Annotated in this window: 16 protein-coding genes; 6 read left to right on the top strand and 10 right to left on the bottom strand. The window is 39.2% G+C overall.

Annotation, left to right across the window (positions count from 1 at the left end; all coding sequences use genetic code 11):
- Window positions 1-27: 27 nt before the first annotated feature.
- Window positions 28-234, bottom strand: a complete 207-nt coding sequence (locus BMX11_RS05410; protein WP_090882240.1) for a hypothetical protein — start codon at window positions 232-234, stop codon at window positions 28-30.
- Between the two features lie 156 nt (window positions 235-390).
- On the opposite strand from BMX11_RS05410, the gene queG reads away from it, so the two are divergent.
- Together queG and BMX11_RS05400 are read left to right on the top strand one after the other, a co-directional pair.
- Window positions 391-1,293, top strand: a complete 903-nt coding sequence (queG, locus tag BMX11_RS05405; RefSeq protein WP_394332670.1) for a tRNA epoxyqueuosine(34) reductase QueG — start codon at window positions 391-393, stop codon at window positions 1,291-1,293.
- Window positions 1,294-1,309: 16 nt separating this feature from the next.
- Entirely contained in the window at window positions 1,310-1,552 is a 243-nt protein-coding gene (locus BMX11_RS05400; protein ID WP_090882236.1) for a hypothetical protein, read from the top strand.
- Between the two features lie 97 nt (window positions 1,553-1,649).
- Here the strand turns inward: BMX11_RS05400 and BMX11_RS05395 are convergent, their stop codons facing one another.
- Together BMX11_RS05395 and BMX11_RS05390 are read right to left on the bottom strand one after the other, a co-directional pair.
- On the bottom strand, window positions 1,650-3,509 hold the full coding sequence (locus BMX11_RS05395; RefSeq protein ID WP_090882235.1) for a M1 family metallopeptidase: 1,860 nt from the start codon (window positions 3,507-3,509) through the stop codon (window positions 1,650-1,652).
- A gap of 49 nt (window positions 3,510-3,558) precedes the next feature.
- Complete coding sequence (locus BMX11_RS05390; protein WP_090882234.1) at window positions 3,559-4,506, bottom strand: 3'-5' exonuclease; 948 nt, start codon at window positions 4,504-4,506, stop codon at window positions 3,559-3,561.
- A 187-nt stretch (window positions 4,507-4,693) separates the two neighbouring features.
- Here BMX11_RS05390 and BMX11_RS05385 point away from each other — a divergent pair, with 187 nt between their 5' ends.
- Complete coding sequence (locus BMX11_RS05385; protein WP_090882231.1) at window positions 4,694-6,667, top strand: transglutaminase domain-containing protein; 1,974 nt, start codon at window positions 4,694-4,696, stop codon at window positions 6,665-6,667.
- Window positions 6,668-8,572, top strand: a complete 1,905-nt coding sequence (locus tag BMX11_RS05380) for a DUF3857 domain-containing protein (protein WP_090882229.1) — start codon at window positions 6,668-6,670, stop codon at window positions 8,570-8,572.
- A gap of 142 nt (window positions 8,573-8,714) precedes the next feature.
- On the opposite strand, the gene BMX11_RS05375 is transcribed toward BMX11_RS05380, so the two are convergent.
- Window positions 8,715-10,163 (bottom strand): SDR family oxidoreductase, encoded by a 1,449-nt coding sequence (locus BMX11_RS05375; RefSeq protein WP_090882227.1) that lies wholly within the window; start codon window positions 10,161-10,163, stop codon window positions 8,715-8,717.
- Window positions 10,164-10,369: 206 nt separating this feature from the next.
- Here BMX11_RS05375 and BMX11_RS05370 point away from each other — a divergent pair, with 206 nt between their 5' ends.
- Entirely contained in the window at window positions 10,370-11,155 is a 786-nt protein-coding gene (locus BMX11_RS05370; protein ID WP_090882225.1) for a murein L,D-transpeptidase catalytic domain family protein, read from the top strand.
- A 1-nt stretch (window position 11,156) separates the two neighbouring features.
- On the opposite strand, the gene BMX11_RS05365 is transcribed toward BMX11_RS05370, so the two are convergent.
- On the bottom strand, window positions 11,157-11,594 hold the full coding sequence (locus BMX11_RS05365) for a hypothetical protein (RefSeq protein ID WP_090882223.1): 438 nt from the start codon (window positions 11,592-11,594) through the stop codon (window positions 11,157-11,159).
- A gap of 181 nt (window positions 11,595-11,775) precedes the next feature.
- Here BMX11_RS05365 and BMX11_RS05360 point away from each other — a divergent pair, with 181 nt between their 5' ends.
- The gene (locus BMX11_RS05360) at window positions 11,776-13,626 is read left to right on the top strand and encodes a DNA topoisomerase 3 (RefSeq protein WP_090882221.1); all 1,851 of its coding nucleotides are present in this window, start codon (window positions 11,776-11,778) and stop codon (window positions 13,624-13,626) included.
- On the opposite strand, the gene BMX11_RS05355 is transcribed toward BMX11_RS05360, so the two are convergent.
- The 5 genes from BMX11_RS05355 to BMX11_RS05335 all read right to left on the bottom strand — a co-directional run bounded on the left by BMX11_RS05355 (window position 13,623) and on the right by BMX11_RS05335 (window position 17,743).
- A complete protein-coding gene (locus BMX11_RS05355; RefSeq protein WP_090882219.1) occupies window positions 13,623-14,000 on the bottom strand; it encodes a response regulator in 378 nt (125 codons plus the stop codon). The genes BMX11_RS05360 and BMX11_RS05355 overlap by 4 nt on opposite strands.
- 378 nt (window positions 14,001-14,378) lie before the next feature.
- Window positions 14,379-16,292, bottom strand: a complete 1,914-nt coding sequence (locus BMX11_RS05350) for an AAA domain-containing protein (protein ID WP_090882218.1) — start codon at window positions 16,290-16,292, stop codon at window positions 14,379-14,381.
- Window positions 16,293-16,317: 25 nt separating this feature from the next.
- Window positions 16,318-16,701 (bottom strand): DUF3037 domain-containing protein, encoded by a 384-nt coding sequence (locus tag BMX11_RS05345; RefSeq protein WP_090882217.1) that lies wholly within the window; start codon window positions 16,699-16,701, stop codon window positions 16,318-16,320.
- Window positions 16,679-17,476 (bottom strand): HipA family kinase, encoded by a 798-nt coding sequence (locus BMX11_RS05340; protein WP_090882214.1) that lies wholly within the window; start codon window positions 17,474-17,476, stop codon window positions 16,679-16,681. The genes BMX11_RS05345 and BMX11_RS05340 overlap by 23 nt, the downstream gene beginning before the upstream one ends.
- A 78-nt stretch (window positions 17,477-17,554) precedes the next feature.
- Window positions 17,555-17,743 (bottom strand): hypothetical protein, encoded by a 189-nt coding sequence (locus BMX11_RS05335; RefSeq protein ID WP_090882212.1) that lies wholly within the window; start codon window positions 17,741-17,743, stop codon window positions 17,555-17,557.
- Window positions 17,744-17,841: the final 98 nt, after the last annotated feature.

The raw sequence follows: 17,841 nt of genomic DNA, 5'->3' as shown, positions 1-17,841 counted from the left end.
ATTGAAATGCTCAATCGGATTTACAATTTATTTCCTCATCATAAACCAGATAATCAAACCAATAATGATGGCTATCGGGATTACCCATTTCAATGCCTGCCCTGCTCCATTTTCATCTTTCTCCGTAACTGCTGGTTTTGCGGGCCCGGGATCTGCTTTGTGACTTTCGTAATCTTTTTCAATCGGTTTTGGAGCTCCTCCATGTTCCGTATGCTGTGGATCTATATTTTCCATGTCTGTGTTAGTTGCGTAAGCGCCTACTCAAATGACTAAGCCTACAATTAATTAATTTAGTTTTCTGTATTTAGAACAAGTAAGCAGTTAAAAGGTTTGAAACTTAAGCCTTATCTTTGCCAATCCGTGTATAACAATTCTGCAAAATATAGCCACATGATAAAAGAGGAAGCCCTGCGCCTGGGATTCATCGCTTGTGGTATTTCTAAAGCAACATTTTTAGAGGAAGAAGCTCCAAGATTGGAAAACTGGCTATTGCAAAACCACCATGGCGAAATGAAATACATGGAAAATTACTTCGACAAAAGGCTAGATCCCAGGCTTTTGGTTGATGATGCCAAATCGGTAATATCATTATCTTTAAATTATTATACTCCAGATAAGCAAACTGATCCAAATGCGCCTAAAATATCGAAGTATGCATATGGCCAAGATTACCACACGGTAATCAAAGAGAAACTAAAAGAATTGCTGTTTTTTATAGAAGAAAATATAGGAGCAGTTTCGGGAAGGGCTTTTGTGGATTCGGCTCCGGTATTGGACCGCGCATGGGCCAAGCGCTCTGGGATTGGCTGGATTGGCAAAAATTCTAATCTCATTAGCAAAACTGACGGATCATTTTTCTTTCTTGCAGAATTGATCATCGATTTAGAACTGGATTACGACCATCCCTTCCAAACCGACCATTGTGGCACCTGTACCCGTTGCCTGGATGCCTGCCCAACCGATGCTATTATTGCCCCTCAGATAGTAGACGGCAGCAAGTGCATCTCCTACCTAACCATAGAGCTTAAAGAAGAAATCCCTAATGAGTTTAAAGATAAAATGAGTAACTGGATGTTCGGATGTGATATATGCCAGGATGTATGCCCATGGAACCGATTCTCCAAGGCGCACAATGAACAAGCGTTTATGCCCGAAAATGGCTTATTGGATCTGAGCGCGAAAGAACTGACAGAAATCACTGACGAAGTATTCAAGAAGGTATTCAAGGGCTCGGCCGTAAAACGGACTAAATTTTCGGGCTTGAAGCGGAATATTGACTTTTTGAAGGAATAGTCATTTCATCAATCCCATGGTCTGTGACACACAGACCATATTCGAGTTTATTGTTTGCGATCCTGATGCCACAAATAAGACCATATTCGAGTTCATAGTTTGCGATCCTGATGCCACAAATAAGACCATATTTGAGTTTATTGTTTGCGATCCTGATGCCACAAATAAGACCATATTCGAGTTTATTGTTTGCGATCCTGATGCCACAAATAAGACCATATTTGAGTTTAAAGCTTGCGATCCTGATGCCACGAATTAGACCATATTTAAGTTTAAAGTTTGCGATCCTGATGCCACAAATAAGACCATATTCGAGTCTACAGTTTCCGGCTCTATACTATAAATAAGACCCTATACTAGTTCACCGAAAAACTATTATCGCTCTTCACTTTATCCGGTGTATGTGGATTACCCATTACTACCTTTACTAATCTCTTCGTGGTTTTCACATCGACATTAACCTGTTTGTCACCCTTTTCCCAAACACCAATACTGGCATGTCGCTTTTCCTTACTACCATCGGCGTAAGTGAGTTCTAAATCAATAGGCAATGCTTTTGTGCCTTTATTTTCAATCATTACCTGATAGCCCTCAGCAGTTTTATTAACAGCTTTTATGGCTAAATCTAAAACTCCCCCCTCAAAAAACCAACTTTTCCAAAACCAGTTCAGGTTCTTACCGCTACCTTCATTCATACTAAAGAAGAAATCATACGGCATTGGGTGCTTCCCATTCCAGGTATTAATGTAATGATGCAAAGCTTTGGTAAATAACTCATCACCAAGGTAATCTTTTACAAAAAGATAGGCCAAGCCTGGTTTGGGGTAAGAATTGGTAAAAGAGCCTGAACCTTTTAAATCAGGAGTAAGTGTCATAATAGGTGTATCATCGTTACTGCCCGAAGAGGAAGCTGTAGGTTGAACTCCATACTCATCTACAATGCTCGAATCAATCATTGGAGATATCAGCCACTCGCCTATTGTTGCCCAGCCTTCATCCATCCAACCATATTTGGTTTCATTAATCCCCATGTAAAATGGAAACATGGTGTGAAAAATCTCGTGATCAGTTAGTGTAATGGCATCTTCCCTATTGTCTACCGGGTTATCATTCACCATCATTGGATATTCCATTTGATCTAAACCATCAAAAATAGTTTCGTGACTATAAGGAAATGGCCATTTTGGAAATTGATAGCTCATCGCATCCACTGTTTTGCGGGCAAAATCAATTACTTCATAATAATCTTTATGTTTTGGATTAAAAACAGCATCTACACGTGTTCTTCTTTTCGTTTTAGGATCAACGACTAAGCTCGTAGATTTCCATAAATAATGATCGCTTAATGCAAAAGCGAAATCTGTTACATTTTTAGCTTCAAATTTAAATGTATTAAAAGCCTTAGGAAGCGTTACTGTTTTGTTTGTCAAATCCTGATCGGTAATGACATCAACCACAGCATCGTTTTTTTCTGCCGCAGCCATTCGGGAAACAACATCCTTCTGAAAAACTTCTGATGCATTTTTCAAATCGCCCGTCGCCCAAACACCATAACCACCTGGAACAGTGATTTCAGCATTAAATTGGTCAAAATCGTTATAAAACTCCTCTGCACCGGTGTATGGATATTTATTCCAGCCATCTACATCATCATAAACTGCTATCCTTGGAAAAAAATAGGCAATAAAGTGTGAGCCATCATCAACTTGTCCGGTACGAATGTGTGAGCCCTTATTGAGTGTATAATGGTAATCGATTAAAAAACTAATTGTTTTCCCAGGTAAAACTGCAGGCACAGCAACCGTCATGTTTGTTCCATCAATATGGAAGCTGTTATTCGCCTTGCCATTGGCCAGCAACTTGTTTATTGCTACACCTTCTCCCTGATCAGACTCGGCGATTTTTGATTTTCGTGAAACCCCTTTTTTATAAAGATTGGGATAAAGTTTAAACCAGATCTCCTGTAAGGTATCGGGGCTGTTATTGGTATAAACAACCTCTACAGTTCCCTTTAATAGCCGACTTGCGGGATTAAAATCAACCTTAAGATTATACTTAGCGGCATTTTGCCAGTAATTTTTACCAGGTTTTCCATTGGCACTTCTGGTTTCCTTTTTATACGTATTCTGGAACACCGGAGCAATAGGCAACTCGGTTTGTGCAGAAACACATACCGAGGCCATCAACAAAAAGCTAAGTATCTTGATTGATTTCATTAAGGCTGTAATTGAATAAAATAGCGTTTTTTAACGAAGAACCCAAATTCTACTTTCCAAATTTCATTTTCAACTGTTCCAACATATCATTATTAATAGGTTGAGCAGGCTTATCTACTTTTGGCTTATTGTACTGGGGCTTGTTACCTTGATTTTGGGGCTGTTGAGGCCTTGCTGGCCTATTTTCGTTTTTCTTTGCATTAAACTTTGCCCACTCTTCGTCTAACTTTTTCTTGGTATATAAAGGAAAATCACCCTGTTTCATCCAGGCATAATAACTTGGTTCTATTGCAAATACTTCTGCAGTTGTCTTGCCTTTGTGTTTACCAAAATTAAAACAAACTTCATTCTTATCATTGTAAACCATACGACCAGCAAAATCAACAGGTTTATGCAGGTTTGTAAAAGTATGAAGTGCTTCCACATCATTCACTACAGGAACACTTCTTACCCCTTGTTTATCTTCAAACTCGGTTTCCTTATACATTTCCAGCTGACCCAGCAAAACTTTATAGGTTGCGATCACATCAGCCTCTGCAGCATGCGCATTAACTAAATTTTCGCCACAATAAAATTTATAAGCAGCCTTCAACGTACGTTGTTCCATTTGGTGGAAAATATTCTGCACATCTACAAACTTGCGTTCGTTCATATCAAAATCAACATCTGCCCTTAAAAATTCCTCTAAAAGCATTGGAATATCGAATTTATTAGAATTGTAGCCAGCTAAGTCTGCTTCAGCGATAAATTCCGCAATTTCAGCAGCCAATTGCTTAAAAGTAGGCGCATCTTTTATATCTTCATCATAAATACCATGAATTAATGATGTTTGAAGCGGAATAGGCATCTCCGGATTTACCCGCCATGTTTTTACTTCTTCAGTTCCATCTGGCAATGCTTTTAAAATAGCAATTTCCACTATCCTATCCGACCCTACATTTATTCCTGTGGCCTCTAAATCAAAAAAAGCTAAAGGGCGTTTTAAATTTAATTTCATTATCTAAATCTGAGATTTCAGATATGGGCATCAATTCCCACACCTCCATTATGTTTCTTAATTCAAAAGTGCTAAAAAAGGTTTGCTTAGTTGCACAAAACGCATAAATATTAAAAAATATAATTTAAAAAATATTTCTAAAAGTAAAAGGCTAACGTTAAATTGCCTGTATATTTAAAACGCTCAAATGAAGAAATTAGGCACTTTCCTATCTCTATTTTTTATCCTTACCACTGCTTATGCTCAAAACTTTAACTACGGTGCAATCACCTACGACGATTATGAGTTTGATCGAAAAAAGATAGACAGCAATGCCAACGCAATAGTTTTGAGAGAATTTGGCACTGCCTCCATCCAGGTTGATGATGCCTCGGGCAGGCCAGAATTAATTTTCGAACACCACGTCAAAATCAAAATTTATAACAAAGAGGGTTTTAAAGAGGCCAATATTGTTATTCCTATGTATAAGGATGATACCCGTGAAGAAACAATCAGTGAATTAAAAGCCTCAACCTTTAATTATATAGACGGGAATTTTGTAGAGAGTGTAATGGATAGAAAAGCTGTTTTTACTGAAAACAGATCAAAATACACCCGGTTAACCAAATTCACCCTACCCAATTTAAAAGAGGGATCTGTAATTGAATACAGTTACCGATTAAAATCGCCTAATCTATTTAATTTTAAGAGCTGGGAGTTTCAAAGTGAAATCCCTAAAGTACATAGTGAATACCTGGTTTTCATCCCCGGTATCTATAATTACAACGTATCCCTTCGCGGATTTCAAAAGCTGACCGATCAAAAGGTAGAATTATCAAAAGAATGCTTACGAATTTCTGGTGTATCAATAGATTGCTCGAAAATCACCTATCTCATGAAAAACGTACCCGCATTTATTGAGGAGGATAACATGACTGCACCGAGCAACTTCAAATCGGCCATTTATTTTGAACTTTCAGATGTACAAAACCTCAATGGAAGCAAAACTTCTTATACCAAAAGCTGGAAGGACATTGATTATGAGTTAGGCTCTGATAAAAGTTTGGGTTCTCAGATGAAGCGAAAGGATGTGTTTAAAGAGCTGATCCCCACCTTAACAAAAGATGCTCCAGACGATTTAAGCAAAGCAAAAAGTATCTATAACTACATCAAAAAACAGATTAAATGGAATAACTATTACGGAAAGTATTCTGAAGAGGGTATAAAAAAATCACTGGATACAAGATCAGGAAATGTTGCTGATATAAACCTGGCTTTGGTTGCTGCACTATCTGCTGCCAATTTAGATGCAGAAGCTGTGATTCTATCAACACGTGACAACGGAACAGTAAATAAGCTCTTTCCTGTGATGAGCGATTTCAACTACGTTGTGGCCAAGGTGAATATCGGAGAAACCAGTTACCTTCTGGATGCCACAGAACCACTTCTCCCCTTTGGATTATTGCCATTGAGATGTGTAAACGATCAAGGGAGGGTAATTAATTTGAAGAAACCATCTTACTGGATTGACCTGAAGGCTAGCCAGAAAAACACGACCAGCTACATACTCAGTGGCAGACTTACTGCTGAAGGTAAAATTGTGGGCACCTTAACCACCTACACCCAGGGCTATGCGGCCTATAACAAGCGCAAAGAGATCCTCCGTCATACTTCCGCAGATGAATTCGTTGAAAAACTAGACGAACGTTTGCCGCGTGTAAAAATCATGGAGCATCAAATTAGCGGTTTAGATAGTGTAGAAAATTCGTTGGTTGAAAAGTACGAAGTAGAATTTACCGTTACAGATGGTTCAAATCAGGAACAGTTTTATTTCAGTCCCTTCTTCATCAATGCGATATCCAAGAATCCTTTTAATTTAAGTGAACGCAATTACCCTGTAGATTTAGGTGCCGCGTCAGATGAAAGAATCATTATTAACCTCAGTTTAGCAGATAAGTTCGAACTCCTGGAAAAACCTAAAGATATGGCCATTGGCTTGCCCAATGCTGGCGGGAAGTACCTGTTAAAAACCAGCATGGAAAACGAGAACATCACGATCAATCAGATTTTGCAATTCAATAACGCCATTTACCAGCCCGAAGAATATCTATCTTTAAAAGAATTTTATAGCAAGATTATTCAAAATCAGAAATCGGAGTTTCTACTTAAAAAATCAAAATAGATGAAGTATTTCTTCACTTTACTCCTGTTTTCTACTTATTTATCAGGCATCTGCCAGGATAATTATGATATTGACCTGATCCCTTCAACGCTGCGAAACAGGGCAAACGCCTGTATTCGCAATGAAGAGCGAACTGTAGATATGAGATCGCCAGACAACGTATTAATAACCGTCAAAAAGGCGATTACCGTTTTTAACGAAAATGGTGAGGATGAAGCAAGACTGGTGTTACATTACGATAAAAACACCTCCATTAAAACTATAAAAGGTGAGGTATATAACAGTGTAGGAAAGGTAATTAATAAATTTTCACAAAGCGATTTCGCTGACCAAAGTACGGCTGATGGCTTTTCTCTGTTTGTAGATAGCCGTGTTAAACACTACTTGCCAGCAGTAAACCAGTATCCTTACACCATCGTTTACCATTATGAAATCAGAAATAAGCAGAACCTCATTATACCCGATTGGGAGCCGCAGCCAGCTAATGATGTTTCCGTAGAAAAAAGCAGCTACACCTTTGTTTGCAAGCCTAATGATGAAATCAGGATAAAAACCCAGGGTTATAAAGAAAAGCCAGTCGAGGTTACAGACGAAAAACAGAAAAAAATAACCTGGACTTCCAGCAACATCTTTGCCGTTAGAACAGAGCCTTACAGTCCTGATCCGGCCTCTTACCAAACCAGCATTAAAATTGCCCCACAGCAATTTACTTACTATAACTATAAAGGCGCTTACACCAACTGGAATGAATTAGGAAAATGGGTTTATGATGATCTACTAAAAAATAGAGGTACTTTGCCCCCCTCAACCATCCAAACGATACGCGATTTAGTTAAGGACGAATCCACAGAAAAGGAAAAGGTTAAAAAGGTTTATCAATATCTTCAGGAAAAGACACGTTACATCAGTGTTCAGATTGGTATTGGGGGCTTTCAGCCAATTGCCGCAGCAGAAGTTGACCGCTTAGGCTATGGCGACTGTAAAGCGCTGGTAAACTATATGCAAAGCCTACTAAAAGCAGTAGATATTGAATCGCTTTACTGCGTGGTAGAAGCCGGATCTGAAAAGAAAAGCATGGATCCTTCTTATGCCAGTATGGTTCAAGGCAATCACATCATTCTTTGCGTTCCTTTAAAAGGCGATACCACCTGGTTGGAGTGTACCAGTCAGAAGATTCCATTTGGCTTTTTAAGTGATTTTACAGACGATCGGACCGTTTTGGCTTGTACTGCTAGCGGAGGGCAACTCCTACATACTCCGAAGTTATCAGCCGCACAGAATATCCAAATCCGTAATGCCAATCTAAATATTCTGCCCGATGGAAACATTATGGGCAAAATGCATACTTTATTTTCTGGTGCACAGTATGATAATCACGAGGAAATCATGGGCAAGCCTGCTACAGAGCAGCAAAAACTGTTAAAACAATCGTACAATATCGACAATATAGATTTCAACAGCATTCATTATGCACAGCAGAAGGACATAAATCCCAAGCTGATTGAGGATATAGAAGTCAACATCAGAAACTATGCTCCGATTAATGGTAGCAAGATGTTTTTACAGCTGAATGTTTTCAACACCCGAAGATCTATTCCTGAAATTAAAAACAGAACATTACCCGTTTATATTAACCGCGGTTATACAGACGAGGATATTTTAACCTATACGCTACCCGATAACGTGATTGCAGATCTGATACAGGAACAGCACAAAAACTTAAAATCCGATTTCGGCGAGTATACCTGTACCGCTAAAGTGGAGGGAAAGAAACTGATTTATTACCGAAAGTTCGTTTTAAACGATGGTACTTTTCCCGCTGAAAAATATGATGATTTTGCCAAATTCATGAATGAAGTAGCCGCTTACGACTACCTGAAACTGGCCCTTAGCTTAAAAAAATAATACCTAAGGTTATTCCAACAATCATAATGAGGTACATCAGAATTTCTGTAGTGGCAAATCTTTTGTACCTGGTCCAAAATGAGTAATCTTTATCCTGATGGGGCATAAATAATAAATATGCCGCAAAAATAGCAAAAGGTTTTTATTTAACGGGGCGGTATGCCGTAATCTGTTTAGCCATGCCATTAAATAAGACCAAATGAAAGGGCCACATGGCATACCAATACATCCTACCCCATAAGCCTTTAGGCCTGAATGTAGCAATCTGCGATAAATAAGCCTTGCCATGAAAATCAATTAATTTTAATTCCAGCCAAGCCTCACCTGGAATTTTCATCTCTGCATACAATAATAAGCGCTTATTTTTACGATCAGCGAGTAAAACGCGCCAAAAGTCTAAAACATCACCTGCCTGTAAATCTATGTTGCTGGTACGGCCTCTCCGCGTTCCTACGCCTCCAAAAATTTTATCTAAGAATCCACGTAACTGCCAAAGCCAATCCATGTAGTACCAGCCCCGATCGCCACCAATGCTCCAGATATTTTCAAATACTTCTTCTGCTTTACGCTCAAAGGGCCTTTTCACCTTATACTCCAGGGTACCATTTTGAGGAACCTTAATCTGGTCCATAAAATCTGTTTTAAGATATCCTCGGTTGAGTGCATCTTTCCAGCTGGAAACAATAGAATTTTGGTCTATTTTCTCAAAAGCCAAATTTAAGGCTTCCGCATAACTGAGGCACTTTCGGGGCACAACTTCCTGAATATGATTGTTTTTACAAACCACCTCATTCTTCATGCTATCTACTAAACTACGCGCTAAGGTATAGGGAACGGTGGTGATCAAATTTAGCCACAAGGAGGATAATCGAGGGGTGAGTACCGGAACCGTTATAATCCAGCGCTTCAAACCCCGCTCTTTAGCATAGCCCAAAAGCATTTTCTTGTAAGACAATACATCAGGCCCGCCGATATCAAATGTGTTATTGAAAGCCTTCGGATGATGAAGCACACCAGTTAAATAACCCAATACATCTCTAATCGCGATGGGTTGGCATAAAGTACTCACCCATTTTGGAGCGACCATAACCGGTAACTTCTCTGTTAAATCTCTGATAATTTCAAATGAGGCACTACCAGAGCCGATAATGATTGCCGCTCGAAGGATGGTACAGGCAATACCCGAAGACTTTAATTTATCCTCTACAGCCAAACGGGAGCCCAAATGTTTAGATAAATGTTCATCATTAGCAATGCCGGTTAAATAAATAATCTGCTTGCAGTTAGTTTTAGCAATCGCATTGGCAAAGTTCAAAGAAGATTGTTCTTCCATCTCTGTAAAACCCTGCTGACTGGAAGACATTGAATGAACTAAATAATACGCAGCATCAATATCTTTTGGAATTTCGGCTAAATTTTCTCCTTTGAGTAAATCGCCGCTAATAATGGCTACCTTTTCGCTCCAGTCAGATTGTGCTGCAAACCTGCGCTTGTCCCTAACCAGGCAAACCACTTCATGATGCTCGGCCAATAAAATAGGCAATAGCCTCGTGCCGATATAACCATTAGCGCCTGTGAGTAGTATTTTCATATACCATTTACGCATAAACAAATAAGACCGCAAATTTGTTGTGGCGTTATCCCCTCATTATCAATATTAAACATTCCTATTTGCTATAAAAGCACCACTTATGTCATAGCGCTGTAAAAGCACAGTCCATTTTGGAACCGGTGATAAAGGTTAGGGCAACAAATGGGTAGCTACGTCGTATAAGTAGTTCAATATCAAATCCCTGAATGAAGAAATACATTTTAGGCAGTGCTATGATTTTGTTAGTGAGTATCAGCATTGTCGCCATCAGCTGGAAAGCCGCGGAGCTTCCACGCCCTCAACAGCAAACAGTTAAAAATATAGCTGCCGATAGTTTGTATAACAGCTACATTTTAAATCTTTATCATGCCGTCCACCTGGATTCTGCAGGTTTAAATGAAGAGGTCTTCGAAAAAGCTTTAACGGGCTTTTACAACATGAAATATTCTGGTTTGCTACACAATAAATCGATTCTCAGCATTGCGGATTTTGATCAGGAAAGCCGCAAAAAAAGACTTTATATTATCGATTTAGACCAAAAGAAACTTTTATTAAATACCTGGGTTGCCCACGGCCAGAATAGTGGCGGTGATAAGCCTTCTAACTTTTCCAACCGAATCAGTTCTAACCAAAGCAGCATTGGCTTCTACCTCACAGGCGAAATTTACTATGGGAAGCATGGCCGTTCACTGAAGCTGGATGGTATGGATCAAGGCTTTAATAACAATGCGAGAGAACGGGCTATTGTAGTGCATGGTGCCGATTATGTTTGTCAGGAAACCATCAACCAATTAGGTCGCTTAGGCAGAAGCCAGGGATGCCCTGCCGTTTCGGCCAAATTGGCAAATCAGGTTATTAATACTATTGCAGATAAAACAGTTTTATTCATCAATAATTCTGATGCACCATACAGTTCATCGTTTTTAAATGAAACTCTTGCAGCTAGCATGGCAATGAATGAGCAGGAAGTAATGGCCGCTCAGGTTGATTAAATTATTTTAGCTTTCGCTTATTCAGATCCTGAGGTATAATGGCAATGAAAATCCGGTTAAAGCGCGCTAGAAAGTCCCATATCCAACGGTTACTATCTACTTGACGCTCGCCACAATCTACAATTTCTGCTCTTTTTAACAGCTTAATAACCAATTGCTGTAACCAGCTTATTTGAACAATACGATTAAAAAGTAAACCTATATAATCGCAGTAAACGTGCACCAATATTTCTACGACCAGGGAGTCATCGCTTATTTCAAGTTTTTTTTCGAACTGTGTAAAGTATTCCTCCTTAATGGTGTAAATCAAAAGCTTCATTCGAGATTTAATATCTCCTTTCAGAAATTGCCAAAGCGCCCTGTCGCTGTAAACCCTAATTAACTGAGGTTCAAACCCAACCTTTATCTCACTTCCTACTAACTTAAAAATTTTATTCATTCAAGAACCTTTATCATTAGATACTACGCCGATCATATTGTTAATGATCAGACGCAAAAAATATCTTTTTGTTTGTCCATATTAATCGTTTAAGGCTCATTCCTTTAGCCATATGTGAATAAATATTTCGGTTAAAGAACAGGAATTTTAGCCATATTTGGGGTTGAATTAATCTTAATTGATGAAAATTGTAATCGCAGAAAAGCCCTCAGTTGGACGTGAACTTGCAAAAGTTTTTGGTGCAACAACCCGTAAAGATGGATATATCGAAGGAAAAGGATATTCATTTACATGGGCCTTCGGGCATTTATTACAATTGGCACCCCCGCAAGATTATGGCTTCATAGGCTGGCGCAAGGAGCATTTACCTATGCTTCCTCAAAAATTTAAGCTCGCTGTCAGAAAAATCAAAACTAAAGATGGTTTTGTTGAAGATCCTGCGGTAAGAAAACAGCTCGACACCATTAAGAAACTGTTTGATGAGGCGACAGAAATCATTGTGGCAACCGATGCCGGGCGAGAGGGAGAACTTATCTTCAGGTATATTTATTATTACCTAAAATGCAAAAAGCCCTTTAAGAGGCTATGGATTTCATCGCAAACTGATGAAGCGATTAAGGATGGTTTCAGGAATTTAAAACCGGGTACTGAATATGATACCCTCTTCAATTCAGCGCATTGCAGATCTGAATCTGATTGGCTGGTAGGTATGAATGCCACTCAGGCCTTAAGTATTTCGGCTGGTAACAGAAGTGTATTGTCTTTGGGTAGGGTGCAAACGCCTACATTGGCCATGATTTGTGCCCGTTTTTTAGAGATCAAGAATTTTGTGCCGCAAACCTATTATCAAATCAGCATACAACTGATAAAAGATGAGCAGGTTTTCAAAGCCATATCTACGTCTAATTATAAAGATAAAGCAGAAGCTGAAAGTGCTTTTGCATTAGTTAGGGATGTTCCTTCTGGTCACCCTGCAGGAGGTAACATTACTGCAGTCGAAGCGAAACCCCGTAAGGAACCGCCTCCACTATTGCATGATTTAAGTAGCTTACAACAGGAAGCGAATAAGAAAAAGGGATATACTGCAGATCAAACCTTAAGTATACTCCAAAATTTATATGAAAGTAAGCTGGTTTCTTATCCACGTACAGGAAGCAGGTACATAGGTGATGATATTTTTGCCGGCGTTCCTGCCCTTTTGGAGAAATTTACGGATCATCCGGAGTTTGGCAAGCAAGCACAGTTCTTGCAAACCACCACACTAAATAAGCGAAGCGTAAATGCTAAAAAAGTAACCGATCACCATGCTATTTTACCTACTGGTGAAAACGCCTATGGTTTAAGTCCTGACAGGCAGGCCGTATATGACATGGTTGTTGGCCGGATGGTAGAAGCATTTCATCAGGAATGTTTAAAGGAGATTACCAAAATCACTATAGAATCGGGTATTTCCTTTCTGGCAAACGGTACGGTTATCCGTTCAGCGGGATGGAGATCTGTATTTAATGAGGTAGAGGATGATAAAAAGGATGAGGACAATGCTGCACTTCCAAAGGTTGCTGTAGGTGAACAACTCCCTATTGTAGAGAAGAACTTTTTAGAAAAACAAACCAAGCCCAAATCAATGTACAACGAAGCATCTCTACTTAAAGCCCTGGAAACCTGCGGTAAAGAAATTGAGGATGAAGAGCTGCGTTACGCCATGAAAGACAGTGGATTAGGAACACCTGCAACAAGGGCATCTATCATTGAAACATTAATTACCCGGGAATACATCAAACGTGAAAAACGTAATCTTTTACCAACCAACAAAGGTTTGGCAGTTTACGAGGTAGTTAAAGATAAACAAATTGCGCAGGCAGAGTTAACAGGGCAATGGGAAAAAAGACTGGAAGAGATCCGTTCAGGGGCTTCAGTAAAAGATTTTAAATCAGAAATAACAGATTATACCAAAACGATCACGCAAGAACTGTTAGTAGCAGGAGCCTCTATCACAGCTAAATTAGTAGAACCGAAACTGGAAAAGGCCTAGCCAAAAACCATTTTTACTATTTCTGCTGCCGAACTTCCCATGGTATTGTCTTTTTGGATAAATCCTATGGCTCCGGCATCCAAAAAGCTCTGGGCTAAAATCGATTTGTCATTGCCAGAGAACATACAAACCTTCATTTGAGGTTGCATCTCCTTAATTTGCGCTACTGTTTCCGGACTGCTATCGCCCTGTGGCATATTGATATCTAGAAGAAGCAGATCAAAACTATCCTGTCCCAATAGGGTAAATGCATCAGTCAAATTAGAAGCCTGTTTCAGATCTGAGGAACCAATGAGCTTTTTAAGAATATTACTCATTAAAGTTCGCATAAGATCGTTATCATCAACGATTAAAATTCTGGGATGTTGTTTCATTAACTTAGATATTATACGTTCGATAACAGGCTATAAGCGATCAATTAATTTTAAACAATTAAGTTAACCTTACCTTACATCTTAAAATTTAAACTTTTAGGCTGACTCCTCTCAAAAATAATAATTTAATCGATTTATAGCGCATGAAACTAAACAATTACGTATAAATGAGTATGAAAGAACTTCAAGTATGGAGTATCAGGTATCAAGATTTGACCCCGATTGAGTATTGAGTATCAAGTATCAAGAGGTTGATCTATTACTTTTCAACAACCTAAGATAGTTTGGCACCTCAATATCTACTTTCAACTTTTTACTTTCAACTTTTAACTGTTTACTTTCAACTTTTAACTTTCCACTTTAAACTACTTATCTTTCTTAAATATCCGAAAACTCCCATGCACTATGATAAGCCTCTAAAGACTCCGCATAGGCAATAAAATCAGTATAGAATTTCGATTTTGAAAGTGTAGAACTGTCGCCAACAACCACTAACTTTTTCTTTGCACGGGTCATGGCCACATTCATTCTTCTGGTGTCAGCTAGAAAGCCAATCGCCGCTGAATCATTACTTCTCACCAAACTGATATAAACCATATCTCTCTCCTGCCCCTGAAAACTATCGATCGTATTAACTGAAATTTTATCCTGATAAGAGAGGAGCTCCTCGTTTTCTTCAATCCCTATTCTGAGCAGTTCTACCTGTTGTTTGTAAGGAGATACTACTGCAATTGAAGGAAAGTTATCTATCTCATATTTAGCCTGTATAAGCTGCACCTGATTAACTAAATGTTTAATTAAAAAGGCCGCTTCCTCGGGGTTGGTTGTACTGGTGCCATCTAACTTCTCCTCAAAGCTGCACCCTGCCGTATCAATAAAAAGAAGTGGTTTGTCGTCTTCAAAAATAAGGTGCCTGGAAACACTGTCATGTGCCCTCAGGCGATTTTGATAAAATACCTTAGAGGAATAAGCCATAATATCCTGATGCATACGATATTGCTCTTCCAACAGCACAACAGCTTCCGGGTGCAATTGGGCTAACTTTTCTAACAGGGTGTTATTCAGGCCCTTCTCTGCAGCTATTACAGACTTAATAGTTGGTGGTAGCTGGAAATGATCACCGGCTAAAATCACGCTACGGGCTTTAAGTATGGGAATCCAGCAGGCAGGTTCCAGGGCTTGTCCGGCCTCATCAATAACCATTGTATCGTATTTTAAATTCCGAACCGTATAGTGATTTGCCCCTACCAAAGTTGCTGTAACCACCTGGGCACCATTTAATAAGTTTTCAATAATATATTGTTCAGATTTCTCTATTTCACGGCCTATTTTATGCGCTTCATCAAATAGTGCCTTTCGCTGATCTCGTTCTGCCTTGCCAAAATTTCTTTTGTACTTGTGAGCCATATTTTTGTACTCACTGGCCTGCTTCTTCAGCGACTTAATATTTTTCATCTCTGGATGATCAGTCATTTTATAATCCAGTGTAGATTCCATTAAGCGAACAGAAACCCGCGCAGGATTACCAACCCGAATCACATTTAAGCCCGCCAAAGATAGTTTCTCCGTCAATAAATCAACTGCGGTATTGCTTGGCGCAACCACTAATATTTTTTGATTATTCTGTTTAACCAACGCTTTTACAGCCTCAACAAGCGTAGTTGTTTTACCCGTTCCTGGCGGACCATGAACGATAGCCAAATGATCTGCCGCTAAAATCTTGTCAACAGCAAGTTGCTGAGATGCATTGAGTTGATTCGGAATACTAAAGGGGTTTGCTTTTGTAAAAGATGGCTTCTCTCCTTTTGTTAAAATACGAATCAACTTATTATCAGACTCACTTTCTGCCAGCTGAGTAGCTTGCTTTAAAGCTGTATACATTTCGTTGTAACTGTTGCTATCGAAAAGTAAATCCACGCCCAGCTTACCATCTCTGGCCCAATCAGGCAGCTCGTCTACGCGCAAGCTGATCTTCATCCTGTTTCCGCTTTGATGAGTAATAGTCGCCTCTATTCGATCTATTTTAGGATCGTGATTAGAAAACAAGACAACAGAAGCTCCAAACCTAAACTGGTGCTGAAGTTCCTGGTGGGTGGTCCGCTCCAGCTCAACAGACAGATAGTCTCCTCTTCCTACTTCTGTATTTCTAATGGCTATTGGATACCAGGCCAGGCCTAAGCCCCTCCTATCTGCCGCAGAAGTATTTTCTGTAAGCTTAATATAAGACTGTAAATCTTCATTCTGCTCAATATCAAGCAGGTCCTGAAGTTTTTTAAAATATTCTTTCGGCAAGTTATTAATCTATTAGGGTAAACATTTATCGCACCATTTGCTCATACAGTTTTTCAAGTGTTTCTTGCGCATCTATGCAAAAACCCGGATGCACTTTAGAACACTGTACCACTGTACTTCTGGTTGCGGTAAGCCATCTGAAACGAGATGCCTGATCATATTGACCAATAGGCCCTGAGCCTTTTGCTGCACATGCAATTCGTTCAAATGCCTGCAAGTTGGCTTCAACATCCTCAAGATCAACTCCAGCAAATAAAGCTGTAATTTTCGAACGATCTAAAGTATAAATGCTTTTTAAAAACCGTTGTTTGGCACAATATAAAATAATGCCGACATTAATAAATTCCTCGCGTTCTACCCTTGGCATAACCCGAATCACAGCATACTCAAATAAGAATTTCTCTTGCATGCTGTGCTTCTTTTAAAAATATATCAGAATGAGCCAGCCTGATCTCTAAAAACCTGGCGTATGCTTTTCTATGTTCTTCCTTACTATGGAAATTGCTGTTTTCTTCCAGCCATTCATCAGGAATCAGATCAATTACTGCGGCTATTTTCTCTGGGTTTAGAATAGCCCTAAACTCCTCATGAACCTGATCTAACGCTGTAGCCCAAGCTAATAAAACATGGTCTTTAACAAGTACAAAGGGTTTCCTGGCTTGTTCTTCCCATTTATCCCATGAATGATGAAAATATAGTGCTGCCCCATGATCAATAAGCCATAGCTCCTTGTGCCACAACAACATATTGGTATTGCGGCAAGTTCTGTCCATATTGGTCAAAAAACAATCTAACCAAACAATTTGGGAGGCTAGCTTTGCATCAACCTGAGTAACTGTGGGATCAAAAGTAATTGCACCAGATAAATAATGTAAGGCAAGATTCAAGCCAACGCTGGCTTTTAACAAATCTTGTATTTCTTCATCCGGTTCAGTTCTTCCAAACGCCTCATCCAGGTTGGCAAATACCAATTCTGGCACCCTTAAACCTAAAATTCGGGCAATCTCACCACCAATTAGTTCGGCAATAAGTGCTCGTGGACCTTGCCCCGCTCCCCTAAATTTTAACGCGTAAAGGAAGCCATCATCAGCTTCGGCAATGGCAGGCATAGAACCACCTTCCCGTAATGGAGTTACATATCGGGTAACCTGAACAGTTCTAAGCGCTATCTGGAAATCATTCATAAAGCATGTTTTTGATGTACTAGAACATCAAAAACGCTGCAAATTTAGTAGAAATATGGGTTATTCGTTTATGAATAGTTAATCATGACCCAAATACGCGTTTCCCGCCGGTGTCATTGCCGCCGACCACTGTACCGATTCACGATCAATCTTGATCAATCCCATACATTCCAACGCCTCATAATCTTCTTCCATACCACCTAAAATAGAAGAACTAACTTGCTGATTGATTACCTCTAGTAGAGATATAATTTCTGCTCTATCCATAATCGAAATTGCTTTGTTTGATAAAAAACACCTGAGAGTTAAAAAAGTTTAAGCAAGAAAGTTAATGACAGAATGATTGAGTAAATTACTGATTAACG

The organism is Pedobacter rhizosphaerae (assembly GCF_900111155.1).
Taxonomy (GTDB): domain Bacteria; phylum Bacteroidota; class Bacteroidia; order Sphingobacteriales; family Sphingobacteriaceae; genus Pedobacter; species Pedobacter rhizosphaerae.
This window is presented reverse-complemented; position numbering and strand designations above follow the sequence as displayed.

Bases quoted from the DNA above. Each gene is read 5' to 3' on its own strand.
- BMX11_RS05410 (WP_090882240.1), bottom strand. From the start codon at position 234: ATGGAAAATATAGATCCACAGCATACGGAACATGGAGGAGCTCCAAAA.
- queG (WP_394332670.1), top strand. From the start codon at position 391: ATGATAAAAGAGGAAGCCCTGCGCCTGGGATTCATCGCTTGTGGTATT.
- BMX11_RS05400 (WP_090882236.1), top strand. From the start codon at position 1,310: ATGGTCTGTGACACACAGACCATATTCGAGTTTATTGTTTGCGATCCT.
- BMX11_RS05395 (WP_090882235.1), bottom strand. From the start codon at position 3,509: ATGAAATCAATCAAGATACTTAGCTTTTTGTTGATGGCCTCGGTATGT.
- BMX11_RS05390 (WP_090882234.1), bottom strand. From the start codon at position 4,506: ATGAAATTAAATTTAAAACGCCCTTTAGCTTTTTTTGATTTAGAGGCC.
- BMX11_RS05385 (WP_090882231.1), top strand. From the start codon at position 4,694: ATGAAGAAATTAGGCACTTTCCTATCTCTATTTTTTATCCTTACCACT.
- BMX11_RS05380 (WP_090882229.1), top strand. From the start codon at position 6,668: ATGAAGTATTTCTTCACTTTACTCCTGTTTTCTACTTATTTATCAGGC.
- BMX11_RS05375 (WP_090882227.1), bottom strand. From the start codon at position 10,163: ATGAAAATACTACTCACAGGCGCTAATGGTTATATCGGCACGAGGCTA.
- BMX11_RS05370 (WP_090882225.1), top strand. From the start codon at position 10,370: ATGAAGAAATACATTTTAGGCAGTGCTATGATTTTGTTAGTGAGTATC.
- BMX11_RS05365 (WP_090882223.1), bottom strand. From the start codon at position 11,594: ATGAATAAAATTTTTAAGTTAGTAGGAAGTGAGATAAAGGTTGGGTTT.
- BMX11_RS05360 (WP_090882221.1), top strand. From the start codon at position 11,776: ATGAAAATTGTAATCGCAGAAAAGCCCTCAGTTGGACGTGAACTTGCA.
- BMX11_RS05355 (WP_090882219.1), bottom strand. From the start codon at position 14,000: ATGAAACAACATCCCAGAATTTTAATCGTTGATGATAACGATCTTATG.
- BMX11_RS05345 (WP_090882217.1), bottom strand. From the start codon at position 16,701: ATGCAAGAGAAATTCTTATTTGAGTATGCTGTGATTCGGGTTATGCCA.
- BMX11_RS05340 (WP_090882214.1), bottom strand. From the start codon at position 17,476: ATGAATGATTTCCAGATAGCGCTTAGAACTGTTCAGGTTACCCGATAT.
- BMX11_RS05335 (WP_090882212.1), bottom strand. From the start codon at position 17,743: ATGGATAGAGCAGAAATTATATCTCTACTAGAGGTAATCAATCAGCAA.